The sequence below is a fragment of the Aeribacillus sp. FSL K6-8394 genome (assembly GCF_038008865.1).
In the GTDB taxonomy this organism is placed as follows: domain Bacteria; phylum Bacillota; class Bacilli; order Bacillales; family Aeribacillaceae; genus Aeribacillus; species Aeribacillus composti.
The window spans coordinates 1,579,524-1,604,948 of record NZ_JBBPAA010000001.1; the positions used below are offsets into that span (position 1 = coordinate 1,579,524).

Annotated in this window: 26 protein-coding genes, 1 pseudogene and 1 other annotated feature; of the genes and pseudogenes, 3 read left to right on the plus strand and 24 right to left on the minus strand. The window is 39.0% G+C overall.

Annotated elements, in window-relative coordinates; translation table 11 throughout:
* Window positions 1–22 precede the first annotated feature (22 nt).
* From NSR00_RS07445 to NSR00_RS07465, 5 genes are all read right to left on the minus strand, one after another.
* Window positions 23–409, minus strand: a complete 387-nt coding sequence (locus NSR00_RS07445) for a DUF4190 domain-containing protein (RefSeq protein ID WP_340787912.1) — start codon at window positions 407–409, stop codon at window positions 23–25.
* 241 nt (window positions 410–650) lie between these two features.
* On the minus strand, window positions 651–1,073 hold the full coding sequence (locus NSR00_RS07450; RefSeq protein ID WP_063388066.1) for a Fur family transcriptional regulator: 423 nt from the start codon (window positions 1,071–1,073) through the stop codon (window positions 651–653).
* The gene (locus NSR00_RS07455; RefSeq protein ID WP_063388065.1) at window positions 1,070–1,909 is read right to left on the minus strand and encodes a metal ABC transporter permease; all 840 of its coding nucleotides are present in this window, start codon (window positions 1,907–1,909) and stop codon (window positions 1,070–1,072) included. Before NSR00_RS07455 ends, NSR00_RS07450 begins: the two co-directional genes overlap by 4 nt.
* 15 nt (window positions 1,910–1,924) lie before the next feature.
* Entirely contained in the window at window positions 1,925–2,683 is a 759-nt protein-coding gene (locus NSR00_RS07460) for a metal ABC transporter ATP-binding protein (protein WP_066247563.1), read from the minus strand.
* Window positions 2,684–2,797: 114 nt separating this feature from the next.
* Window positions 2,798–3,679, minus strand: coding sequence for a YitT family protein (locus NSR00_RS07465; protein WP_340787915.1), 882 nt, complete (start codon window positions 3,677–3,679; stop codon window positions 2,798–2,800).
* 145 nt (window positions 3,680–3,824) lie between these two features.
* Here NSR00_RS07465 and NSR00_RS07470 point away from each other — a divergent pair, with 145 nt between their 5' ends.
* Window positions 3,825–4,091 (plus strand): DUF2624 domain-containing protein, encoded by a 267-nt coding sequence (locus NSR00_RS07470; RefSeq protein WP_063388062.1) that lies wholly within the window; start codon window positions 3,825–3,827, stop codon window positions 4,089–4,091.
* Window positions 4,092–4,130: 39 nt separating this feature from the next.
* Here the strand turns inward: NSR00_RS07470 and NSR00_RS07475 are convergent, their stop codons facing one another.
* Window positions 4,131–5,024 (minus strand): deoxyribonuclease IV, encoded by an 894-nt coding sequence (locus tag NSR00_RS07475; RefSeq protein WP_066247561.1) that lies wholly within the window; start codon window positions 5,022–5,024, stop codon window positions 4,131–4,133.
* 23 nt (window positions 5,025–5,047) lie between these two features.
* Window positions 5,048–6,349, minus strand: coding sequence for a DEAD/DEAH box helicase (locus NSR00_RS07480; RefSeq protein WP_340787917.1), 1,302 nt, complete (start codon window positions 6,347–6,349; stop codon window positions 5,048–5,050).
* 312 nt (window positions 6,350–6,661) lie between these two features.
* On the opposite strand from NSR00_RS07480, the pseudogene vrrA reads away from it, so the two are divergent.
* Window positions 6,662–6,866: pseudogene (gene vrrA / locus NSR00_RS18060) on the plus strand (VrrA/YqfQ family protein); the annotation flags it as partial.
* A 226-nt stretch (window positions 6,867–7,092) separates the two neighbouring features.
* Window positions 7,093–8,040 (plus strand): 4-hydroxy-3-methylbut-2-enyl diphosphate reductase, encoded by a 948-nt coding sequence (locus tag NSR00_RS07490; RefSeq protein WP_327863377.1) that lies wholly within the window; start codon window positions 7,093–7,095, stop codon window positions 8,038–8,040.
* A gap of 62 nt (window positions 8,041–8,102) precedes the next feature.
* Here NSR00_RS07490 and NSR00_RS07495 read toward each other — a convergent pair whose 3' ends face one another.
* From NSR00_RS07495 to NSR00_RS07575, 17 genes are all read right to left on the minus strand, one after another.
* The gene (locus NSR00_RS07495) at window positions 8,103–9,224 is read right to left on the minus strand and encodes a Nif3-like dinuclear metal center hexameric protein (protein WP_340787920.1); all 1,122 of its coding nucleotides are present in this window, start codon (window positions 9,222–9,224) and stop codon (window positions 8,103–8,105) included.
* Window positions 9,225–9,935, minus strand: a complete 711-nt coding sequence (locus NSR00_RS07500; protein ID WP_340787922.1) for a tRNA (adenine(22)-N(1))-methyltransferase — start codon at window positions 9,933–9,935, stop codon at window positions 9,225–9,227. It abuts the gene before it with no gap.
* 89 nt (window positions 9,936–10,024) lie between these two features.
* Window positions 10,025–10,390 (minus strand): cytochrome c550, encoded by a 366-nt coding sequence (gene cccA / locus NSR00_RS07505; protein WP_340787925.1) that lies wholly within the window; start codon window positions 10,388–10,390, stop codon window positions 10,025–10,027.
* 322 nt (window positions 10,391–10,712) lie between these two features.
* Entirely contained in the window at window positions 10,713–11,840 is a 1,128-nt protein-coding gene (rpoD, locus tag NSR00_RS07510) for an RNA polymerase sigma factor RpoD (protein ID WP_340787928.1), read from the minus strand.
* A gap of 32 nt (window positions 11,841–11,872) precedes the next feature.
* Window positions 11,873–13,669, minus strand: a complete 1,797-nt coding sequence (gene dnaG, locus NSR00_RS07515; protein WP_340787930.1) for a DNA primase — start codon at window positions 13,667–13,669, stop codon at window positions 11,873–11,875.
* Window positions 13,670–13,693: 24 nt separating this feature from the next.
* Complete coding sequence (locus NSR00_RS07520) at window positions 13,694–14,182, minus strand: YaiI/YqxD family protein (protein WP_340789186.1); 489 nt, start codon at window positions 14,180–14,182, stop codon at window positions 13,694–13,696.
* Window positions 14,183–14,442: 260 nt separating this feature from the next.
* Window positions 14,443–15,252, minus strand: a complete 810-nt coding sequence (locus NSR00_RS07525) for a pyruvate, water dikinase regulatory protein (RefSeq protein ID WP_063388051.1) — start codon at window positions 15,250–15,252, stop codon at window positions 14,443–14,445.
* Window positions 15,253–15,267: 15 nt separating this feature from the next.
* Window positions 15,268–15,906, minus strand: a complete 639-nt coding sequence (locus NSR00_RS07530; RefSeq protein ID WP_094246231.1) for a helix-turn-helix transcriptional regulator — start codon at window positions 15,904–15,906, stop codon at window positions 15,268–15,270.
* A 765-nt stretch (window positions 15,907–16,671) separates the two neighbouring features.
* Window positions 16,672–18,735, minus strand: coding sequence for a glycine--tRNA ligase subunit beta (gene glyS, locus NSR00_RS07535; RefSeq protein ID WP_144596771.1), 2,064 nt, complete (start codon window positions 18,733–18,735; stop codon window positions 16,672–16,674).
* Window positions 18,728–19,618 carry a glycine--tRNA ligase subunit alpha gene (glyQ, locus tag NSR00_RS07540; protein WP_063388048.1) on the minus strand — a complete coding sequence of 297 codons (891 nt, stop codon included), beginning with the start codon at window positions 19,616–19,618 and terminating at the stop codon, window positions 18,728–18,730. Before glyQ ends, glyS begins: the two co-directional genes overlap by 8 nt.
* 69 nt (window positions 19,619–19,687) lie before the next feature.
* Window positions 19,688–19,861: a binding site (T-box leader), on the minus strand.
* A gap of 115 nt (window positions 19,862–19,976) precedes the next feature.
* Window positions 19,977–20,729: a DNA repair protein RecO gene (gene recO / locus NSR00_RS07545; protein WP_066247548.1), complete on the minus strand. Its 753-nt coding sequence runs from the start codon at window positions 20,727–20,729 to the stop codon at window positions 19,977–19,979.
* 30 nt (window positions 20,730–20,759) lie between these two features.
* On the minus strand, window positions 20,760–20,900 hold the full coding sequence (locus tag NSR00_RS07550) for a YqzL family protein (RefSeq protein WP_065095532.1): 141 nt from the start codon (window positions 20,898–20,900) through the stop codon (window positions 20,760–20,762).
* A gap of 112 nt (window positions 20,901–21,012) precedes the next feature.
* Entirely contained in the window at window positions 21,013–21,918 is a 906-nt protein-coding gene (gene era / locus NSR00_RS07555) for a GTPase Era (protein WP_063388046.1), read from the minus strand.
* Complete coding sequence (locus NSR00_RS07560; RefSeq protein WP_063388045.1) at window positions 21,911–22,309, minus strand: cytidine deaminase; 399 nt, start codon at window positions 22,307–22,309, stop codon at window positions 21,911–21,913. Before NSR00_RS07560 ends, era begins: the two co-directional genes overlap by 8 nt.
* A 98-nt stretch (window positions 22,310–22,407) precedes the next feature.
* On the minus strand, window positions 22,408–22,767 hold the full coding sequence (locus NSR00_RS07565) for a diacylglycerol kinase family protein (protein WP_063388044.1): 360 nt from the start codon (window positions 22,765–22,767) through the stop codon (window positions 22,408–22,410).
* A gap of 2 nt (window positions 22,768–22,769) precedes the next feature.
* Complete coding sequence (ybeY, locus tag NSR00_RS07570) at window positions 22,770–23,246, minus strand: rRNA maturation RNase YbeY (RefSeq protein ID WP_063388043.1); 477 nt, start codon at window positions 23,244–23,246, stop codon at window positions 22,770–22,772.
* The gene (locus NSR00_RS07575; RefSeq protein ID WP_063388042.1) at window positions 23,243–25,375 is read right to left on the minus strand and encodes an HD family phosphohydrolase; all 2,133 of its coding nucleotides are present in this window, start codon (window positions 25,373–25,375) and stop codon (window positions 23,243–23,245) included. Before NSR00_RS07575 ends, ybeY begins: the two co-directional genes overlap by 4 nt.
* Window positions 25,376–25,425 lie beyond the last annotated feature (50 nt).

Sequence of the window (25,425 nt, forward strand, 5' to 3'; positions counted from 1 at the left end):
TGCCCCAAGCTTTTTGTTTTTGTTAAAAAAACGGCAATACGAAAATTCCAAGCAGCAAGGAAACGATACCTATTCCGATCGCCCATGCTCCCAGATTTTCCGCACCGCGACGACGGGCGATAAACCCAATAATGATACCCGCTGCTCCTAATAAAACGGGCAAAACAAATAAAGAAATTATCGATAGTGCCAGCGCCAGCCATCCTAAATTGCGGCCGCCAGCTTCATCGGCGTCATTATTATAATTATATGTTTCATTTGTATTTCTAGATTCAACTGCTCCAGCTTCTGCTGCAGTTTCTTCTAGATAATCTCGGTTTTCATTATTCCGGTTTTCAAAATTTCGGTTTTCCTGAATGGCATTTATTTCAGTTGATTTGCCGGCATGTGGGAAATTTTTGTTTGCCATTGCCATATCCCTCGCTTTCAAAAGATAGGAGCATTTATAGTATAAGCAAATCAATTCCCATTATTATGGAAATGTTTTCAAATAGGATCTAATGTTGGATCAGAGGACGGGAAGCAATATGTTGATCCTTTATTTTTTTACTATTTGTGAAATTTTATTCTTTTTTTAAGAAATGACAAAACTCGAGTTCATCCCTTCTTATCACGAATTCCCATAAAAAAACAAACCTTGTGATCAAATTTCACAAGGTTTGTTCATGGCAATTCGGGCATAACCCATAAATTTCAAATTTATGTCCATTAATTTTATATCCGTCCAAATACTCCTCTATCGTATTCATTGGGCATGATTCGATCTCTTTCGTTTTTCCGCATTCCATACAAATAAAATGGTGGTGATGATGTCCTAAGTCACAATGAAAGCGAAAGTGCTTTTCACCTGAAAGCTCTGTCGTTTCCAATATACCCAACTCTGCAAACAATGATAAATTCCGGTAAATCGTATCAAAACTTAAACCGGGATAGCGCTTATTCATTTTTTCCAAAACATCTTTAGCTGTCAAATATTTATCAGAATCGGCAATTAGTTGAAGCATTTCTTTCCTTTTGGATGTATATTTATATCCCTTTTCTTTTAAATATTGTAAAGCTTGTTCGACATTCATATTTTGCCCCTCCTAGCTTTTGACAAAATAATGGAAAAAATCAAAGCCAATACCTCTAAAATGACAATTGTTCCTCCCGGAGCAATATCTAAATAATAAGATAATACTAAACCGATTAAAACGGAAGCTTCTCCTATTATAACGGAAAGAAAAATTGTCTTTTTAAAACCGGTTGCTATTCTAATACTTGCAGCAACAGGAAGGGTCATAAGCGAGGAAACTAACAAAATTCCAACAACTCTCATGGAAACGCTTATCACTAAAGCAACTGTTAAAATAAACAAAAGATGCAAACCTTTTGCCGGCAGACCTAATGCAGATGCATATTCTTCATCAAACGACAGTAAAAACAATTCCTTATAAAACAATACGATCAATAAAATAACCAATGCTGCAACACCAGTAATAATATATAAATCCGTCCTAGAAACCGCACTAACACTTCCAAATAAGTAATTAAAAAGATCTGTATTAAACCCGTCTGCCAAAGAGATAAATACAACGCTAAAACCGATTCCAGCCGACATAATTATCGGAATGGCCAATTCCGCATAAAATTTATAAAAAGCTCGCAGCTTTTCAATCACAAGTGAGCCTAAAACAGAAAAACCCATTCCGACATAAATTGGATTCAATGAAGAAAAGAAGGATATTTTTGAAGATAAAAAAAGACCGCCCGCAATTCCAGCCAAGGTCACATGACTCAGTGCATCTGCAATTAGTGATAATCGTCTGACCACCACAAAAACACCTAAAAGAGGTGCGATAAAACCGATTAAAATACCTGAAAGAAATGCATTTTGCAAAAACTCAAATTGTAAAATACTGCTAAACATCTTCATTTCCTCCATCTACTCATGATCATGTGTTATTAACTGAACTGGATGCCCGTACAATGAGGTCAATTCCGTTTCTTTCAGGCGTTCAAATTCGTCTTTATTTCCATGGAAATAAAGTTGTTTGTTCAAGCAAGCAACATGCGTAACTTTATCTGTAATAGCTCCAATATCATGGGTAACAAGTATTAGTGTGATTTCCAATTCTTTATTCAAATGATGCAAAAGCTGATAAAAATGATTGACTGTCTGACTATCTACACCTACAGTTGGTTCATCTAAAATCAATAATTTAGGTTCACTGACAAGTGCGCGAGCAATAAATACCCGTTGCTGCTGTCCTCCTGAAAGCTCACCAATATTTTGGTGAACTGCCTTTTCCATTCCAACTGCCCGGATCGCTTCCATTACCTTTTCCCGATCAGCTTTTTTCATTTTTTTAAACAAACCGAGTTTGGGAGTCAAGCCGCTCGCTACTACTTCAAAAACAGTAGCTGGGAACGAAGAGTTAAAGCTGTTTGCCTTTTGAGAAACGTAGCCAATTTTATGCCAATCGTTAAATTGATGAATATCTTCACCAAATAAATGAATCGTCCCTTTCTGAGGCTTTAAAAGCCCGAGCAGACATTTCAATAATGTCGATTTTCCGGAGCCGTTCGGCCCAACTAAACCTAAAAATGCTCCTTTTTCAATGGAAATATTGATATTTTCGAGCACATATTTTCTCTCATATTGAAAAAAAAGGTTCTTTACTTCTACTATTTTTTCCCCCATGCTTCTCACCTATTTTATTAGGAATCATTACGATTTATTTTTGTCATTAAAGTATACAGGAGAAGAGCACATTTGTAAAGAAAAATGTGTTCTCCCTCTACTTCAATGTGTTGATTAATGGATGGCAGATTTAAATTTTCCGCCCTTCGTTTCTTGTGTATTCATAATGGTAATAAACGCGTTAGGGTCAATCTCATGTACAATCGATTTTAATTTTGCCACTTCAAGCCTTGTAACAACTGCATAAATGACGTCTTTTTCCGTATCCGTGTATCCGCCTTTTCCCTTTAATTTTGTCGTTCCGCGTCCTAAGCGTGACAATATGGCATCAGACACTTCATCGTAATGATCAGATATAATGATGGCGGCCTTTGTTTCATCAAGACCTTGAACAACCGCATCAATTGTTTTAAAGGCAATATAATATGTAAAGATGGAATACATGGCTTGCTCAATCCCGAAGACAAACGCTGCGCTTCCAAAAATGAAAATATTCAAAAACATCACGATTTCACCAACGGAAAAGGGAATTTTTTTCGTTAAAAGAATTCCTAAAATTTCTGTCCCGTCCAGAGATCCTCCGTGTCGGATGACAAGTCCCACTCCTGCACCGAGCAAAAAACCACCAAATACAGTGGCTAGCAAAGGCTCTGTAGTAAAGGCCTCAAAATCATGGGCCAGCCTTTCCGCAATGGCCAAACAAATGATGCCAAATATGGACGAAAACATAAATGTCTTCCCAATCTGCTTATAACCGGAATACATAAAAGGAAGGTTTAACACAATAACTAATGTAGCGAAATTGATGATTTTAATATGATTCGAAAATATGTGGTCTAAAATAAGCGAAATACCGATGATACCGCCATCAATCATATGATTTGGGACTAAAAACAGCTTGATGCTTACGGCTGCCAGAACAGCTCCGATCACAATCATTAACAATCGATAAATGATGTGTCTTAAGCTTTCTTTTTTATGATGTTTTTTACTCATCTTCTCCTCCTAGTTTTTTTTAATCATATTGTATTATAAAAATTTTGCTGAGACGATATTTATGTGATTTTCTCCACCCATTTTTTTTAAAAAAAGGCAACTATCTCCCCCTCTGTTCATACGAATAAGAGGGGAGGCGAGATCTTTGATTTTATTTGAAAAAATTATTCAACAAAAAATTAACAGTTTAAAACCTGAAGAACTTGTGTCATATGCAAAGCAATATGATATATCCATTTCGATTAACGAAGCAAAACAGCTGCTTCAACTCGTACAGGGAAAAAAAATCAACGTGTTTCATGAAGAAGAAAGAATTGCTTTGTTAAAACAAATTGCCAAAATCACTTCGCCGGAAACAGCCAAAAAAGCAAATCAATTATTTTTGCAATTCTTCAATGGCAATTGGAAATAAAAAAGGCAAGTTCCCTAAAAAAGGGAGCTTGTCCTTTTTTTATTGATTTGCAATTTTTTCCAAAACATTTTCATCAAACGTCTTGTTCTTCAGCATGTCAATTTCAAATTTATAAGGCGGCTTTTTATTTTTTTTGTCGTCACCGACATACGGAGTTTCTAAAATTTTTGGCAAGTCTTTTAATTGCGGATGGTGGACGATATAATTGATTGCTTTAAATCCTATATGGCCGAATCCGATATTTTCATGACGGTCTTTTTGGGCCCCGCGCGGATTTTTGCTGTCGTTTATATGAACAACTTTTAAACGGTCGATGCCGATGATTTTATCAAATTGATTTAAAACCCCATCAAAATCATTGACAATATCATAACCGGCATCATGAGTATGGCAAGTGTCGAAACAAACGGACAAATGTTCATTGTAGGTAACACCATCAATGATCATCGCAAGCTCCTCAAACGTTCTTCCGCATTCTGAACCTTTGCCGGCCATCGTTTCAAGGGCGATTTGCACTTTTTGCCCCCTCTCCAGCACTTCATTTAAACCTTCAATAATTTTTTTGATTCCGGCTTCTGCACCGGCTCCAACGTGAGCTCCCGGATGGAGCACGATTTGTTTTGCACCGATTGCTTCCGTGCGTTCAATTTCCGATTTTAAAAAATCAACGCCAAGCTGGAAGGTCGCTAAATTTGTTGTATTGCCAATGTTAATAATATATGGTGCGTGGACGACAATTTCTTCGATGCCATGCTCTTTCATATGCGCCAAACCTGCTTCGATATTTAAATCTTCAATTTTTTTTCTTCTCGTGTTTTGCGGGGCTCCTGTATAAATCATAAACGTATTAGCGCCGTATGAAACTGCCTCTTCACTTGCCGCAAGCAACATTTTCTTGCCGCTCATCGATACATGCGAGCCAATTTTTAACATGTTTTTCCTCTCCTTACAACCTTTTATTTATTTTTTCTTGCTTGCTTTTTCTTTAGCTTTTCGATTTGTTTTTTCATCTTTTTTTTGTATCCTGGTTTTACCGATTTTGGCTTTTTGATGATTCCGATAAACGCGTTTGTTTCCATTGGTTGTTTTTTTCTTTTTTGTCTGCGATTTCGGTCATCGAGCGTTTTCCATATTCCGTTTTCAATATCTCGATTTTCAAAGATTATCCCCATTTTTTCAAGCTTTTGCAGCATTTGTTCATCATCGTCTTCATAGATTGTATAGGCAAATCCTGAAAAGCCAGCCCGAGCCGTTCTTCCGGTTCGGTGAATATAAAAATCTAAATCAGTCGGCAGCTCGGCATTGATTACATGGGAAACACCTTCAATATCAATTCCTCTTGCAGCTAAATCAGTAGCTACTACAACTTGATAGGCAAGATCCTTTATTTGACGCATTTCTTTTTTTCGTTCACGCGGGGTAAGACCGCCGTGGATTTGCCCAACCTTTAATCCCTTTTCGGCAAGACCGTATGCCACATCTTGGGCATTCGCTTTTGTATTCACAAAAATTAACGCTAAATAAGGGTTTAAGGAAACTACCATATTGTATAAAAGATCTATTTTGTTTCGATGCCTCAGCGGAACAAGAACATGCGTGATGTTTTTGGCATGTACTTGTTTTGGAGATACATGAACATACTCAGGATTTTCCATATATTTTTTTAAAAAAGGCTTTAATTTTTCAGGAATGGTGGCAGAAAACACAAGCATTTGCAGTTCTTTTTTCATGCGGCTAGCTATTTGGTCGACCTCATAAATAAAGCCTAAATCTAGCATTAAATCGGCTTCATCCACAACTATGCTTTTGGTCGAATATAAATCTAGCGCCCCTTCCTTGACAAGATCAAGAATTCTGCCAGGTGTTCCGATCACAAGATGGGGCTGAGTTTTTAGCTTTTCGATCGCCCGCATTTTATCTGTACCGCCAATAAAAAGTTTTGCATGTAATTCTTTTTCTGGCGGGGCAAATTTTATGATTTTTAACGTTTCTTCGTAAATTTGAGTCGCAAGCTCTCTCGTAGGTGCTAAAACAACAACTTGAACACGCTTTTCCTCTCCGCAAATGCTGTTGATTAACGGTAGCAAATAAGCATGTGTTTTGCCTGTACCTGTTTGTGATTGGCCGATGGCACTTGCTCCTCTTAATATGATTGGGATCATTTGTGCTTGAATTTCAGTCGGTTCTTTAAAACCTAACGACTGAACGGCATCTATAATAAAATCTTGAAATGGAAAATCTTTAAAGTCAGCTGCCATTGCAAAACAACTCCTTCATAATCAATCAACCCATTTTTTGATTATAAACAATATAATGGAAAAACTCCAATTTTAATAAAACATTTTCCTAAAACGCCGCATAGTTTAATGTAGGTAAAACAGGAAAAGAAAGGGGAAAAGTTTATGCATCCTTATCGAGCTTTTCCTCCCTTCCGGCAGCAGCCATTGATCCGCCCTTTTTTTGGCGGAGGCTACCATCCTTTTTGGGGGCAGCCACCTGTTCAGCAATGGCCGATTCCGCCTAGGGGAGGATTACAATCGCTTTTTTCGCGTTTTCTTCCATCGAGCACAATGCATGCAGGAAGTATACCGTCAAGCGGTGCTGTTCAAAGTTTAACAAACCCTGCCAATCTTTCAAACATGTTGACGAATGTCCAAAAAGTTCTCGGTGTCGCTCAGCAAGTCACACCGATGGTTCAGCAATACGGTCCTCTAATCCGTAATCTCCCGGCAATGTTCAAAATTTATAGAGAATTAAAAAATGCTGATACAGACAGTAGCGAAGAAGATGATATAAAAGAAAATTCGTCTTCTAAAAGATTGAAGGAACAGACAGCCGATGACAGCCCTTCAGATGAAAATACGTCGGGCGAATCAAAACCTAAGCTTTATATTTAATTGTGTTTTGTTTTCTTCCTCCATGTTAGGTATAATGATGTTAGATAGTCAAGCCGCTTGACGGCTTTTTTATTTTCCTTTACTAAATATCAGGAGGAAAAAACATGGAGGTTATTAAAATTTCCCCTCGAGGATACTGCTATGGTGTTGTTGATGCAATGGTGATAGCCAAAAATGCAGCAATGGATAAATCACTGCCTAGACCGATCTATATTTTAGGAATGATCGTTCATAATAAACATGTAACAGATGCTTTTGAAAAAGAAGGGATTATTACGTTAGACGGAAAAAATCGACTTGAGATTTTGAAAAAAGTTGATAAAGGAACCGTTATTTTCACTGCTCACGGCGTTTCGCCAGAAGTGCGCAAAATAGCGAAGGAAAAAGGGCTTGTCACGATCGATGCTACATGCCCTGACGTCACAAAAACCCATGAACTTATTAAACAAAAAAAAGAAGAAGGGTATGACGTCATTTATATTGGAAAAAAAGGGCATCCAGAACCGGAAGGAGCAGTTGGTGTAGCGCCGGATATCGTTCATTTAGTCGAGACTGTCAACGATGTTGAAGAGCTCGATATTTCCAACGACAAAATCATTGTTACGAACCAAACGACAATGAGCCAATGGGACGTAGCTGATATAATGGAAAAAGTGAAGGAAAAATATCCGCATGTCGAGTTTCATAAAGAAATTTGCCTCGCAACACAAGTTCGCCAGGAAGCTGTGGCCGAACAGGCAAAAGAAGCTGATTTAACCATTGTCGTCGGCGATCCGCGCAGCAACAATTCAAACCGGCTTGCGCAAGTATCTGAAGAGATTGCGGGCACGAAAGCTTATCGTGTGGCGAATGTAAGTGAAATCAAACTGGAATGGCTTAAAGGCGTTAAAAAAGTTGCCGTTACAGCCGGTGCATCAACCCCAACGCCGATTGTCAAAGAGGTCATTCGATTTTTGGAGAATTATGATCCAGAAAATCCAGAAACATGGGATTTAACTTCAAATGTCCCTCTTGAAAAAATATTGCCAAAGGTAAAAGTCAAAAAATCATAGACAAAACCTTTTTAATGCTTAAAGGGGATCGGTCCGCTAAAAAGGACTGATCCCCCATTTAATTATAGAAACTTGAACGGATCTGTAGGAACAAGGGAAGGAATAATTTCTACTTCCAGATTTTCTTCAGCACACAGCTTTGTTAGTTTTTCCGCCACTCCCGCTTTCATCACCTTTTCAATGTTGTGGCCTGGATCAACTACATGTAAGCCGATCATCATAGCATCGTGAGCTGTGTGGTAATATACATCACCAGTTACATAAACATCTGCGCCTCTCATTTTTGCCTGATAAATGTATTTATTTCCGTCTCCGCCTAAAACGGCTACTTTTTTTATAGTTGCCTGTAAATCCCCGACTACTCTTACTTTTTCCACTTCTAAAGCTTTCTTAACATGCTCTGCAAATTCCTTCAATGTCATTTCTTTTTCAAGCTCTCCTATTTTCCCTAATCCAAGCTGTTTCCCTTCGTTTTCTAATGGATAGATGTCATAAGCAACTTCTTCATAAGGATGAGCCTTCAACATCGCTTGAATGACTTTCTTTTGGATTGACTGCGGGAAGATCGTTTCAATTTTGACTTCTTCAACCATTTCAAGCTTTCCAGTATCTCCGATAAAGGGATTTGCATTTTCCAAAGGTAAAAATGTTCCTGTTCCTGCCGAGGAAAAAGTGCAATAACTGTAGTTGCCGATAAATCCAGCACCCGCTTTGCCAAGCGCCTCCCGAACGTCCCCCTCATAGTCTTTTGGTACAAATACAGCAAGCTTTTTTAATGGGTCTTGATAAGTTGGGACAAGTATTTTTTGATTCACCAGTTGTAAGCGGTCGGCCAAAAGATCATTCACTCCGCCTGGAGCCACATCCAAATTTGTATGGGCCGCATAAACGGCAATTTCATGCTTGATGCATTTTTCTATAATACGTCCTGCCGGATCATCTGTTCTAATATGCTTTAAAGGATGAAAAATGGGAGGATGATGAGCGATAATTAAATCAGCCTTTTGATTGATTGCTTCATCAACGACTTCCTCCAAAACATCCAGAGCGACCATAATTTTTCGGACAGGCTTGTTTAATGTGCCGATTTGCAGCCCGATCTTGTCTCCTTCCAATGCATAATGCTTTGGAGAAAACCGTTCAAATAATTGAATAATATGTTGGCCGTTAGCGATTTTCTTCATTTATTTTATGACCTCCTCAATGATCTCGATCACCTTTTTTATTTCTTCTTTTTTTTGCATAAGCTGTTCATTTCCATTGGATTGCTCCAGCTGCCGTAGAATGTCCTTCCGATGAGAAAGCTCGTGTCTCCATTTTTTTAAAAAAACGTTGTTCTTTTCTTTTAACAAAAATGGACCCATTAACAAAGCTGCTTCAAATGGCAAAGCTTCGTACGGTTTCATTGCATTTCCACGCTTAGCGGACAGCACCTCATATATTTTTCCGCTCTCTTCTAGAATTGTTTCTCCTTCGAGCTCCCAACCATTGTCAATCAGCCATTTTCGAACTTCAATTGCATGAATATTCGGCTGAAGTACAAGCCGTTCAACCTTCCCGAGCTTCTCTTTTCCTTCCTCCAAAATCGTTTTAATAAGCGAGCCGCCCATGCCAGCGATCGTGATGCATGTTGCCTCATCCTTTTGTAATACGGACAATCCGTCCCCTTTCCGAACGGAAATTACATGCTGGAGCCCGTTTTTTTCCACTTGCTTTTTTGCCGCTTGAAAAGGGCCTTCATTGATTTCACCGGCAATCGCTTTCACTGTTTTTTTGGCAAGCACTAAATAACATGGCAAATATGCATGATCTGATCCAATATCTGCTGTCACCTGATTATTCGGAACAAATTCTGCCACAGCCGACAGTCTTTTTGAAAGTTGGACACTGTTCAATTTATTTCACCCTTTATTCCAATTTGGTAAACATGAAAATACGAAAAAAGTCCCCCAAAAGGAAGACTTTTCAACCAATATGTTTTTTATTATTTAATTTTAGAAACCCATTCGGCCATTTCATCAAGCTTTTCTTCAGGTACTAGCCCGCCAGGCATCGCACCGCGGCCGTTTTTAATTATTTCTTTAATTTCATCAACAGACAATTTGTCGCCAACACCTTTTAATGAAGGACCTGCTCCGCCTTCAAAGTTTTGACCGTGGCAGCTTGCACAGCTTTGCTTGAATATATCCTCCGGCTTTGCATTAGCGACGTCTTCCGTTTTTTGTCCGCCCCCCTCTTTTTCTTCAGCCATCTCTTTCATATTATCCAGTCCGATGAAAGAAAATGCAACCATTAGTCCAATTCCAAACACAATGATTAATGCAAATGGAATAAGCGGATTACGATTCATTTTGTAACCTCCCTTATGTATAACCGTACATTTGCTTTTTTCGCTCAACATGGACGAGCTGAAACTAACCTAAACAATCTCTATTGTACTTGAATTTTCTTTGAAGGAAAAGTCTTTCTATATAAGTTCCTTGTGATGTTCACGAATTAGACAAAAAAACAATTTAAAAAGATCTTATGTTTTTTCAACAAATGTCATTTGCAAAATGAAAGAAGATTCAGTAAAATATAGTACAAATAGTTATTGTTGTTAGCGTTTACATATATTGAAGGGAAGGCAGACGAATAAGTCTGCCCAAGGAAAGAAAAAGACATTTTTATTTTTATTCCAAAAAGTCTTTCAGCCGCTTGCTTCGGCTTGGATGGCGCAATTTTCGCAGAGCCTTCGCTTCAATTTGTCGAATGCGTTCTCGAGTGACACCGAAAACTTTTCCTACTTCTTCCAGAGTCCGAGTTCTTCCATCGTCCAGTCCAAAACGAAGGCGCAGAACGTTTTCTTCCCTGTCTGTAAGGGTATCGAGAACATCTTCAAGCTGCTCCTTTAATAATTCATATGCAGCATGCTCTGATGGAGAAGTAGCCTCTTGGTCTTCAATAAAATCACCTAAGTGCGAATCGTCTTCTTCGCCAATCGGCGTTTCTAATGATACAGGTTCTTGGGCAATTTTTAAGATTTCTCTAACTTTTTCAGGAGTCAAATCCATATCTTCAGCGATCTCTTCTGGTGTCGGTTCACGACCCAAATCTTGAAGCAATTGGCGTTGGACTCGAATTAACTTATTGATTGTCTCAACCATATGGACAGGGATGCGGATCGTTCTCGCCTGATCTGCAATTGCCCGTGTAATTGCCTGGCGAATCCACCATGTTGCATATGTGCTGAATTTGTATCCTTTTCGATAATCAAATTTTTCAACAGCTTTCATCAGCCCCATGTTGCCTTCCTGTATGAGATCGAGGAAGAGCATTCCGCGGCCGACGTAGCGTTTTGCAATGCTGACGACTAGGCGCAGGTTGGCTTCTGCAAGCCTTCTTTTCGCTTCTTCGTCCCCTTGTTCAATACGCTTGGCAAGTTCGATTTCTTCATCAGCCGATAAGAGATCAACCCGGCCGATTTCTTTTAAATACATTCGAACCGGATCATTTATTTTCACACCCGGCGGTACACTAAGATCATTTAGATCAAATTCTTCTTCATCTTCTTTGTCTAAATCCGGCAAATTGGAATCAACATCTTCGTTTTCGCTCATTAATTCGATTCCTTGCTCATTAGCGTATTCATAAAACTCATCCATTTGATCTGAATCAATATCGAAATTTGCCATTTTCTCAGCAATCTCTTCATATGTTAATACTCCACGTTTCTTTCCTAATTGAATAAGCTGATTTTTCACTTCCTCAACAGTTCCATCAGCTTCTAAATCTTTTGAATGGGCTTGTTTTTCAGCCATTGGATCCCCTCCTTCCAGAGTTATACAAGCTTTCACATTAATCCTTTTTTCAGCTGAATTACTTCCATTGCAATTTGGGCAGCTTTTACATAATCTTTTCGTTTTTCAGCCTCTTTCTTCTCAGCTTCCTTTTCCTTTAGGATGAGCATTTTTTGATGGTTCAAGATATGTTTTACATAGTCTTGAAGCTCTTGTTCAGTGATCTCTTCGCCAATTGTCATCATGGCAATTTCGGATACGATTCGGCTTAATGAAGGATCTTTGAGCTTTGTTAAAAAGTGGCTTATGTCCGGATCATTCCCTTCCTCATAATAGGCGTATAAATAGGAGGTAATAGCCCGATGCTCCTCCACGTTAAAGTTTCCACCAATCGCATGAAGAACCTTTTCTGTCACTTCCCTGCTTTTCAACATGTAAGCAATTAGAAGGCGTTCTGCCTTTTGATAGGCAGGCATCAGTGCATTTCGTTGCAATACATCCGTTTTGAGGCTGTTTTTTTCAGGTCTTCTTCTTTTCCGTTTTTTTATGCTTCGAAGCTCTGCCATTAACGTTTCTTTTAATACGGAAAATTCTTCAGAAAGCTGCGTAATATACAGTTCTTGTTCGATCCCGCTCGGAAGGCCGCTTAATTCGTTAAGCACTTCTTGAATGTATCTCGCTCGGTCCCCTTCATCCTGGAGATTTTTCCCCTTTCGAAAATATTCCATCTTAAATGCCATTAATGAGAGACTTGCCCCTATTACATCGTTTTTGAATTTTTCCTTTCCGTATGTCCGAATGTAGTCATCAGGGTCTAACCCTTCAGGCATTTTAGCAATCCTTACATTACATCCTGCTTCAACAAGCAATTTAGAAGCTCTGAAGGCAGCTTCAATTCCAGCGGAATCGGAATCGTAGCAAATGACAACTGTTCCTCCGCTTCTGGCTAAGAGCTTGACCTGTTCTTCCGTCAGCGCTGTTCCCATTGTTGCTACACTATGCTCGATTCCTGCGTGAACGGACGATATAACATCCGCAAACCCTTCAAACAACACCGCTTCCTGTTTTCGTCTAATGAAAGGTCTTGCTTGGTGGAAATTATAAAGAATCCGTCCTTTGTTAAATATTTTTGTCTCAGGGCTGTTTAAATATTTTGGCTGTTTGTTTCCTAGCGACCTTCCGGAAAAAGCGACTGTACGGCCTTGTGCATCTTTAACCGGAAACATGATCCGATTGCGAAACCGATCAAAAAAAGAACCGTTAGATTCGCTTCGGATAATTAACCCTGTTTTTTCCAACAACGGAAGTTCAAAACCTTTTTTCAGCAAATACTTTAAAGAAAAGTCCCAAGAATCTAAAGCGTAGCCAATCTCAAATTGATCGATTAATTCTTTCGTAAAACCCCGATGAAGCAAATAATTTAACGCGTTTTGCCCTTCTTTTGTATTTAGTAATAAATGATGATACATTTTTTTCAGCAGTTCATGCACTTTAATCATTTTCTCTGCTTCGCTGTTGTTTGGGTATGTCGATTCTTGAGAAAGTGCCGAGCCCCCTGGAATGTCCAAACCAGCTTTTTTTGCTGTCATTTGTACAGCTTCTGTAAAGCTGCATCCTTCAATTTGCATGAGAAAGGTAAAAACATTTCCGCCAGAACCGCAGCCAAAGCAGTGGAAAATTTGTTTTTCAGGTGAAACAGAAAATGAAGGTGTATTTTCGCCGTGAAAAGGACATAGTCCAAAAAAGTTTCGACCCTGCTTCTTTAATTGAACATATTCACTCACAACATCTACTATATCAACAGCATGTTGCACTTTTTCTATCAATTCCTCGGGAAGCATTTTCCCCATATGAACAACTCCGTGCCTTAAAATTTATTCAATATGAATTTTAAAATTTCCTGCATAATTCGACAATATTTTTTCAAGTGCTGTGATAAAATGATGACGATCTTTATCTTGGAATTTTTTTGGCCCTTTGATATAATTGCCGTTTCTTCTTTCCCTTGCCGAAATATACCGGAGATGGAGAACAGAGTCGATTGTATCTTCTGTAAACAGCATTCCTCCTGGAGAGAGAACATGTGTGCATTTCTTAAGCAGCATACCGGCTAGTCCGATATCTTGTGTAATGATGATGTCATGTTTTTTTGAGTTGTTAAAAATGTATAAGTCGACAGATTCCTTTTCTTGATCGACAAATACCCAGCTATTCCCGTCATCCTTTTTACCTACATGAGCATATGATGCAATGAAACAAACCGGGACTTTATATTTTTTTGCGACTGATGCAATTTCTTCTTTGACGGGGCATGCATCAGCATCGACAAAAATAGTGATATTTTTCCCATCATATTTCTCTATTCTTCATCACCTCAAAGAATCCTGCCAGCAATTTAAACTTTTTACAAAAAGTGATTTGTCGAATTTTCTTTCTCCAACCCCCTTGACATCTTCCTGTAAATAGTTTATTCGTATTTTTTTTAGTCTAAACCTAAAAAGCATAATTTTATCACAATTTTTTATTATAATACAATACACTGCATTATTCCATCATTTTATCTTTCACCATGAAAAAAACCTACTATATTCTTAAGATCGGAATAAGCAGGTTTTATCACATGTTATTTTTTTAAGAATAAATTTTGGATATGATTGGCTGTTTCTTCAACTGCCTTGTTCGATACATCTATAACTGGACAGCCGATTTTTTGAACAATTTTTTCAAAATAAGCTAATTCTTCTTTAATTCTGTCTATATTGGCATATATAGCCTGATCATTAAGCCCGAGCTGCTTTAATCTTTCCTTTCGGATATAATTCAGCTTTTCCGGACTGATTTTTAGACCGACGCATTTCTCTTTGGAAACTTTAAAAAGTTCTTCAGGGGGTTCTACTTCTGGAACAATAGGAACATTAGCTACTTTTAATCGTTTTAGCGCCAAATATTGCGACAAAGGCGTTTTGGAAGTCCGCGATACACCGATCAAAACAATATCGGCTTTCAAAATTCCTCTCGGATCGCGGCCGTCATCATATTTAACAGCAAACTCAATTGCTTCTACTTTTTTGAAATAGTCTTCATCAAGCTTCCGAACTCTTCCGGGCTCATACTTCGCTTTTATTCCATATGACGTTTCCATTTTATCAATTAAAGGACCAATGATATCGTGGTAGATCACACCTTCTTTTTCCGCTTCTTGAATAAGAAGATTCCTAAGTTCGGGGACAACGATTGTGAAGCAAATGATCGCATTATCCATTTTCGCCAATGCGACAACTTCTTTGATTGTATTTGCATCCTCCACATAAGGCACCCTTTTCACATTCGTTTCATATTGAGAGCCGTTAAATTGACTGATAGCTGCTTTTACAACGAGATCTGCCGTTTCCCCGACTGAGTCTGAAACAATATAGATCGTACGATTATTCATTCGGATCCCCCATTCTTACATAATATCGTCATCAACTAATCTTACCAATATTTTTGTAATGTTTGTTTTCGTAATTCTTCCTATCACTTCAAAACCGCCGTCCACTTCTTTTACAACGGGCAGTGCATCGATTTGCTTTTCAATTAAAATCCTTGCTACATCAATAATAAGATCTTCCTTTTTGCATACGGTTATATTTGGCATTCTAGTCATAATAATATTGACGGGGATTTGGGTTAATTCCTGTTTGCCGATGCTTGCCCGGAGGAGATCTTTTCTCGACAGCACTCCCACTAGCAACGATTGATTATCTACCACAAATAATGTCCCGACATCTTCCAAAAACATTGTACAAATTGCATCATAAACAGAAACATTATCGTTGACAACGACTGGGATCGACTGAAAATCTTTTACTTGGAGCTTTTTTAATTTCTCTGCAAGCAAATTGGCGCCTGATTTCCCTGTATAAAAATAGCCGACTCGCGGCCTTGCGTCAAGGTATCCAGCCATTGTTAAAATTGCTAAATCAGGTCTTAGCGTAGCTCTTGTCAAGTTTAAACGATCTGCAATATGCTCACCTGTAATTGGCCCATGCTCCTTAACGATTTGCAATATTTGTTCTTGCCGTTTATTAAGCTCTATTGTCCTCACCACCTTGAAAAAGAGGCTGCATTATAAAAATATTATATATGATTTCAATATTTTGAAAAGGTTTTCTATTGCTCATTACGGCGAATCGAGTAGGAGGGAGCGATTAACTCCCGTCCTCTCACACCACCGTACGTACGGTTCCGTATACGGCGGTTCAATTAAGATAATTGACGCAAGTCTTTATAACTTCCGTGAATAGCTGTTCTCTTTATGCCAGTGGTCACTCCACCCTCCAAGAGATCTCCCACGGGATTCACCGCTTCCTCCCTCAAGTGAGGTACTACGTTTTCTGTGTTCATCATGACTCACTGAATGCCAAGGGCTATTCTCTCTTAATTGTTCGGTCCTTCTTAGTTGTTCTAGACCAACTAATACTATGACCTCTGCTGACTTCTGACTGTTCAGCTATCTATCACTAGATAGGTTACCAAGGTTACTTGGCGTGCCAGCCAGACCTCCCCGGGTAAGAGTGTAATCTTTCCTTCCATCCATCTGCTTCATTTACTCTGTATCACCTTCGGCAGAAAGGGCTTTGTTTTGTCTTGCAAACTCACCCAGTGATACCTAGCCTCATATGAAGTTCGTGTTCCTCAGACCGGAAGTTTGCCGCTCGCTTCCTTCAGATTCCGCGTCACCACGGACACCCTTGCGTTAAGCTAACTGCTACTTCTGCCTTCGCAGCTCGGGACTTTCACCCTATAGATTACACCCATGCCGGGCGCACAAGGAAAGACGATTATCCTCGGGATAATCGTCCATTTGCATTTATTTTACGATAATTTCATTCACTTTGGCAAAAGATGTGATTATCTTTGTTAATTGTACCATTTGGGACAGCCTGTTTTGTTTAACCGACTCATCCTCTGCCATTACCATAATATTATCAAAATAACGATCAATCACCGGCTTTAAAGCTTTCATTTCCAAAAATGCTTCTTTAAAATTACCCTCTTTTTGCAATTTTACAAAATTTTCTTCAAGCCGTAAATACGCTTGATACAATGTTTTTTCTTCTTCCTTCTCGAACAGCTCTTCTTTAATATTGCCCTCTTGGCCCTTAGACGAGATGTTGACAACACGAGACAGCGATTCAATTACTTCTTTAAAGTCACCCTTTTGGCTTTCTTCTGACAGAACGGCAGCCCGCTCAAAATATGCATTAACTTCATGGTAATTGGATTGTAATACCGATTCAATTATATCATGGCGGACATTTTCTTCATGAAGCGCAAATTTGACTCTCATTTGGAAGAACGACAGCAATTCTTTTCTCAAATTGTCTTTATTTTCTAAACCATATACATTTATAGCAAGGTCGAACAATTCCTCCAATTCAAGCCGCCATTGTTTAGCTCGAAGAATTTGAACAATGCCGCTTGCTTGTCTTCTTAATGCATACGGATCTTGTGAGCCAGTTGGAATCAAACCGATCGAAAAAAATCCTGCAATTGTATCCAGCTTGTCCGCAAGCCCTACAATGGCTCCGCTCAACGTTTCAGGCGTCTTGTCGGAAGCATGCCGCGGCATATAATGCTCATTTATTCCTTTTGCAACCTCTTCCTGTTCACCCTTTAAAAGAGCGTATTTTTCTCCCATAATTCCTTGAAGCTCAGGAAATTCATAAACCATTTGCGTAACAATGTCAAATTTGCAAATGGAAGCAGTCCGTTTAATATAAGCTTTCTCCTCATTGGAGCATTCAAGCTTTTCGCTAAGCTTTTCTGATAATTTTACAATTCGGCGAACCTTGTCACCGATGGAGCCCAGTTCTTCATGAAAAACAATTTTTTCAAGCTTCTCCAGTGCGGTATCGATGGCAAGCTTTTTGTCTTCTTCGTAGAAGAAATTTGCATCGGAAAGTCTTGCCCGAAGGACCTTTTCATTCCCCTTGGCAATCGTTTCAATGTTTTGATCATTCCCGTTTTTTACGGTAACAAAAAACGGAAGCAGCTTTCCATCTTTATTTTTGACAGGAAAATATCGCTGATGCTCCTTCATCGTCGTCACTAACACTTCTTCAGGCAATGTTAAAAACTGGTCTTCGAATGAACCGTACAGGGCGGTCGGATATTCCACCAAGTTTGTAACTTCCTCGAGCAAATCTTCATCAACAGGGATGATCCAGTTTTCCTTTCTTTCCAGTTCCTCCAGCTGTTGAATGATCATTTGTTTTCGTTTTTCATAATCGGCGACAACAAACTGGTTCAACAAAGTATTTTCATAATCGCGTGGAGTGGAAATTTCCGCTTTCGTTCCTAAAAAGCGATGGCCATACGTAACATTTCCTGTCGGAACATCGGTAATGGAAAACGGAATGATGTCTTGTCCAAATAAGACAACTAACCATTGGATCGGACGGATATAGCGAAGATTCCAATTTCCCCAACGCATATTTTTCGGAAAATGGATGGTTTGAATAATCTCTTCTAACCCTGGGAGCAGTTCTTTCGTTTCTTTCCCTTTTTGAAATGTTTGAACAAAAGCGTACTCAACACCGTTTACTTCTTTAAAGGATATGTCGTTTGTGGAAGCTCCTTGGCTCCGTGCAAAGCCTAACGCTGCTTTTGTCCAATTTCCATTCTCATCAACCGCAATCTTTTTTGCCGGTCCTTTTGCTTCGCCAAGCAAATCTTCCTGTTTTTCATTTACATCCTCTACAAGGACGGCAAGACGTCTAGGAGTTGAATATTTTTTTATTTTGGCGTAAGAAATGCGATGTTCATCCAGCCAAGCTCCTACTTTGTCAGCCAGCTGATCAATCGAAGACAGGATGACGCCGGCAGGCATTTCTTCAAGCCCGATTTCGATAAGTAAATCCCGTTTATTCATGATTTTCGGCCCCCTTGTTTTTCAGCATTGGAAAACCGAGTTTTTCCCGTTCTTCATAAAACGTTTTGGCAACTTTTCTTGCCAGCTTTCTCACTCTGCCAATATATCCGGTTCGTTCTGTAACAGAAATAGCTCCTTTTGCGTCAAGCAAATTAAATGTGTGCGAGCATTTTAAAACGTAGTCGTACGCTGGATGAACGAGACCTAATTCCATCTGTCTGTGCGCTTCTTTTTCATACGTATTAAACAGTTCAAATAGCATGTTTGTATCGGATGTTTCGAACGTATACTTGGAATGCTCATATTCAGGCTGATAAAAAATGTCCCGATATGTAAATCCGTTTGTCCATTCAAGGTCAAATACATTTTCTTTTTCTTGAATATAAGACGCCAAACGCTCAATTCCATAAGTTATTTCAACAGAAATCGGTTTGCATTCCAGTCCTCCGACCTGCTGAAAATACGTGAATTGAGTAATTTCCATTCCGTCAAGCCAAACTTCCCAGCCAAGCCCTGCGCAGCCGAGAGAAGGATTTTCCCAGTTATCTTCCACAAAGCGGATGTCATGTTCAAGCGGATCAATTCCAAGAGCCTTTAATGAATCTAAATAAATTTCTTGTATGTTTTTCGGAGACGGCTTCATAATGACTTGGAATTGATGGTGTTGATAAAGGCGGTTCGGATTTTCCCCATACCTTCCGTCAGCAGGTCTTCTTGACGGCTCCACGTAAGCAACATTCCACGGTTCTGGCCCGATGGAGCGAAGAAATGTGTATGGGCTCATGGTTCCGGCACCTTTTTCTACATCATATGCCTGCATCAAAATACATCCATGATCGGCCCAATGCTTTTGCAGCGTCAAAATCATTTCTTGAATGTTCATTCATCATGCACCTCCACAATTAAGTTATGTTCGAACAAAATAAAAACCGTCCCTAATGCAACAAAGTTGCATAGGGACGGGATGACCCGCGGTTCCACCCTATTTGCTGAAAAACGTTTCAGCCTCTCGTAAACCGTTATTGCTCTGGAACGCCGTTCCCTGCATCCTCATACCTTAGCTCGCACCATCCTAAGGTCGCTTTCTATGAAGATTGCAGGTACTCTTTTCCTTCATCGCATTTTATTATTCAATTTGACACGTACATTTCCGCTCATTACATGACATTAAATCGCTTTTTCTAACAGCATGAGGGGGGATAAATCCTTCATTTGAAAGGTTTCACATCCATGTATATGGTTTACAACATTTCTTTTAAACTGTCAAGCTGATTTAAAAATTTTTTCGATTTCAGCGATAAACCTGCATATTCCTGATAATATTGATCAAGAACAAATCTCAGTTCTTTTTTTGTCTCAGCGGAGACGGATATTTGACCAATGCGGTTTAAGTCAATAGAATAAAACAGCCGCAACAGCTTCACTGTCTTCTGAGAAATATTGAGCCTGTAAGGATCTTTTTCAAAACAGCGGCTGCAAATCAATCCGTTTTCTTTTAATGAAAAATGAAACGGTCCGTTTGTTTCGCCGCTTACTGCACATTTGTTTAATTCGGGATATAAACCGAGAACGTTGAGCATCTTTATTTCAAATATATTGGTCAAAATTTCCGCATCCTTTTCTTCATTCAGCAGATGAAGTGTTTGAAATAAGAGCTCAAACAAAAAAGGGTTTCTGTCTTTTTCATCTGTTCCTTTATCAAGGAGCTCTACAATATATGAAGCATATGCAGTCAAAAAAATATTTTCCTTAATCTCTCTAAAAGCGGAAATGATTTCTCCTTGGCTTAAATTGCCCAATCCAGAAGATTGATGATACAAAAAATTTCCATACGTAAAAAGTTGGGTAACAGCTGCGAGGCGGCTGTTCGGTTTATTTGCGCCCCGTGCCATTACACCAACTTTCCCAAACTCCCTTGTATATATTGTAACAACTTTATTGGTCTCACCATATTCCGTTGTACGAATGACAATTCCTTCCGTCTTTACAAGCATTTCTCCACCATCCTATTGGATACAGCACTACTAAACAGGGAGATCAACCTCAGTCCGCTCTTCTTCCTTCATTTGACAATCTTTCGTCCGCTCCTTTTCAAGCTCTTTAAAAAGGAGATATGTGTCAATATTACCTGTAAACGTGAATACTTTCCAGGTAAAATCTAACATATTGTCCCCACCTTTCTGTCGTTGTTCCTAAGCTATATCCAATTCATTGTTATCATAGCCTTTTTGACTCATTTTCATGTTTTGAAAATATTTCTAACTTCCTTCAAGTCAATTAATATTCGTCTTCCCTAAATCCAAAATCTCGCAATTGCGACAGGCGATTTCTCCAATCTTTTTGCACTTTGACCCACAGCTCTAAAAAGACTTTTGATCCGAGCAAGTTTTCAATGTCAACCCTTGCCCTTTTCCCAATTTCTTTCAACATTCTTCCTTGCTTCCCAATGATAATACCTTTTTGAGAGTTGCGTTCCACAACAATTGTTGCAGCTATATATACTGCATGGTTTTCTCTTTTTTCAATAGAATCAACAACAACTGCGACAGAATGCGGGATCTCTTCTCTTGTCAAATGCAATACTTTTTCGCGAACTAGTTCAGAAATGATAAAACGTTCCGGGTGATCTGTCACCTGATCACTAGGATAATATTGCGGACCTTCCGGCAAATACGCTTCAATTTGCCCTAGCAACGTTTCAATGTTGTTTCCTTGCAGGGCAGAAATTGGAACAATTTCCTGAAACTCGAACTTTTCCCTGTATTGGTCAATAAGCGGCAATAAATCATCAGGATGAACCCGATCGATTTTATTGACAACTAAAAATACAGGAGTATCGGTTTCCTTCAATCGTTCCATGATATATTCATCACCGCGGCCTAATCCTTCTTCAGCATTAATCATAAACAGAATTAGATCCACTTCTTTGAGCGTATTTTGAGCGACTTTCATCATAAAATCGCCCAATTTATGCTTTGGTTTATGAATACCGGGAGTGTCGATAAAAATAATTTGTGAGTTTTCCGTCGTATAAACCCCTTGTATTTTGTTTCTCGTTGTTTGAGGTTTATCGCTCATAATCGCAATTTTTTGACCGATTACACGGTTAATAAAAGTCGATTTGCCGACATTCGGACGGCCGATGATTGATACAAATCCTGATTTAAATTTTGTCTTATTCATGTAAATCCTCCGATGTAAATGCTTCTGGTAATAGTTGTTCAACTGTTAGCTCGTTATAGTCTCCGTTAAGATTCGCCAAAATCACCTTCATATTTTTAGGACAGAGCTCTGCTATGACTTGCCTGCAAGCGCCGCATGGCGATACAGGGCGCTTTGTATCCGCAACTATGGCAATAGCTGCGAATTCATTTTCACCTTCTGAAACCGCTTTATATATAGCAGTGCGCTCGGCACAATTGCACATGGAATAAGCTGCGTTTTCAATATTGCATCCTTTGTATACTTTTCCATCCTTTGTCAGAAGTGCTGCACCTACTTTAAATCGAGAGTAAGGTGCATAAGCAAATTCTCTTGCTCTTTTTGCTTCTTCAATTAGTTGATGGGAGTCCATAGCTTCCTTCCTTTCGTTTACGTTGCAGCTTATACTCATTATTTTACATCATTTTTCATTTAATTTCACGTTTATTTTTTCAGAAAATTCTACATTTTTCACGAAAAAACTTCAATTATTTTGGGGGCAAAAATGATGAATCCGATAACAACCGAAACGGCTGCATAAACCAATACTGCTCCTGCAGCTGCATCTTTTGCAGTTTTAAGCAGAGGATGAAATTCTTTCGACACAGCATCAGCGATTCGCTCAATGGCAGTATTGACCAGCTCTAAAGCTAACATTCCGCCAATTAATAGGAGAATGACAATCCATTCAATTAAGCTAATGTTGAAAAATAATCCGGCTGCGATCACGATGATCGCAGCTGTCACATGAATTCTAAAGTTCCGCTCGGATTGGAAGGCTGCAGCTATTCCTTGTACGGCAAAATAAAAGCTTTTCAACAAAGTCTTCATGTTTATCCTGTTCTTTTCAATCCAAATTTCTCTAAAATTTCCTTTTGCCTTGAAAACATTTTTTCTTCTTCTTCTTTTGTCATATGATCATAACCTAATAAATGCAAAAAGCCGTGAACAGATAAAAATCCGAGCTCTCTCATAAATGAGTGGCCGTATTCTTCTGCTTGCTCTTTCGCTTTTTCTATTGAGATAATGATATCCCCTAAATGAGGGGGGAGATCAGCACCTTGGATCTCCACTTCATCTTCTCCTGTTTCTTCAAGCGCAAATGAAATCACATCTGTCGGCTGATCTTTTCCCCGGTAATCCCGATTGATCTCTTGAATGTCTTTATTAGTAACAAAGGTTATAGATACTTCCGAATCTTTGGGAACACGTTCTTCTAAAGCAGCAAATTGCAGCAAATTTTCGATCGTTTCTATTTCCTCAGAAGAGAGTGTTTCCGTCTGGTCGAAAATGTCAATGGATAATGTCATGTTTTCTTCACCTTCTTTTCATGAAATTCCGGATATTCAATTCTTGAATGAAAAATCCCCTTCAATGTTTCACACAATATTTTTGCCACCGTTTCAAGCTCTTTAAACGTTATATCACATTCGTCGAATTGCCCGTCTTGAAGTTTATCTTTTATGATGGAACGAACAAGCTTTTCAATTTTTTCGGGCATCGGATTTTTCATTGAACGAACAGCTGCTTCTACACTGTCAGCGATACAAATAACGGCAATCTCCCGCGTTTGCGGCTTCGGACCCGGATATCTAAACTCACTTTCCAAAATAGGCTGATCACTATTTTCTTGGGCTTTATGGTAGAAAAATTTTAAAAGCGATGTTCCATGATGCTGCAGAGCAATATCGATAAATTCTTTCGGCATTTTATGCTTCCTTAACATTTCTGCTCCCTCTTCAGCATGAGCAATAATAATGTTTTTGCTTAGCTGAGGGGACAATTTATCATGCGGATTTTCCATGTTCATTTGGTTTTCAATAAAATAGCGCGGCCGTTTCGTCTTGCCGATATCGTGATAGTAGCTTCCAACTCTTGCCAACAATCCATTCGCACCGATCGCTTCGCAAGCAGCCTCGGCTAGATTGGCCACCATTACACTGTGATGATAAGTACCAGGCGCCTCCGTTAATATTTTCCTTAATAAAGGATGATTCGGATTCGACAGTTCAATCAGCTTCATCGTCGATAAAATGCCAAAACCTGATTCAAAAAAAGGCATTAAACCGATTGTCAAGACGGAAGAGATAACACCTGATACAATCGCCATAAGAAAATAAGAACCGATCTCTAGATTCGAATAAATTCCATTTTGAATGAATAAAATAGCGGTGATCACAACAATATTAACAGCCGAAACGAAAAGACCAGCTTGTAAAATTTTCGAACGGACGTTATGTTCCCCTAGAAACAGAATGGCTGCGATGCACCCGCATAAGTAGTAAAGACCAATTGTAAAATTAAATGTGCCAGTGACTCCATCATTAAAAATCAAGCTTCCGCAAAAAGCATATATAATGCTTGTCACGAACGCAAGGCGGTCATTAATCAAAAGCTTTGTCAACATGACTCCCATCAGCACCGGGACAATAAAGCCGATATGAGAATAGTCCATTTTTTGAAATAAGCTGATAATCTTCATGACCGTTAACGTTATCGCCAGGATGATGGTAAAGAGAAGCAATGACTGGTTTTTACTCGTAAAGAACGAGTTCTTTTCTTTTTCAAAAAAATATGCAAGATAGATCATCACTAATAAGACTAAAATGAAAAGACCAATGATCGGCTGAAATGTGTACTTATTATCTAAAAGGCCCAACAATTCCAGCTTTCTATATACTTCCCTGTCAATTAATTGGCCCTCTTCGACTATAATTTGACCTTGCTTAATTTGAACCTCCTGCACTTTTTCTTTTGCTTCTTCCCGCTTTTCATCTGTTGATTTAGGGTCAAATACATAATTGGAAATAATTGCGCTGCGTCCAATCTCTTCAGCTGCTGAGCGTATCTTATCCGGCAAATTCACGTTTTGAAGCCGTTCTTTCACTTTGTTTCTCGCTTCTTCTAATTTTTCAGCCGGAATCGGCTCGCTCATCGTTTCATTGACAGCCGTAACAACCGCATCTTTCGCCAGCGTAAGCTGTCCTTCATTTGCACTTAACAACGATGTATATACGCTTTCAGGATATTTATCATACATATCTCCTAAACTGCTTTTAAGCCTGTCAAGCTTCTCTTTGCTGCTCATTTCGGCATTAGAAGAAGCCTCCATGATGGCATCAAATAAAGATTCGACCAAATCCACACTGTTGTCCGCATATTCTTTTTTTAGCACATATTGATCTTCCACGCTTTCAGCAGCTTCTTCTCTTCTCTTTTCCGTCATTTCCTTATCGACAACGGTAACAGGTGCGTAAATCGTTTGGTCGGATACTGAAAATAATTTGGCATCAAACGTGTCCGGTTCTACATTGCTGTATAAAACGGTAAACAAAATTACTCCAATAACGGGATATAAGAAAAGATGAAGGGATTGCATTTTTTTCAAAAAATGGAATATCGGCTGTTTCCTGTCTTTGCGATCCATTTTTCTTTTCATTTGTCACAGCACCTCCGATCAATTCTATGCAAAAATGACCCGGTCATGAT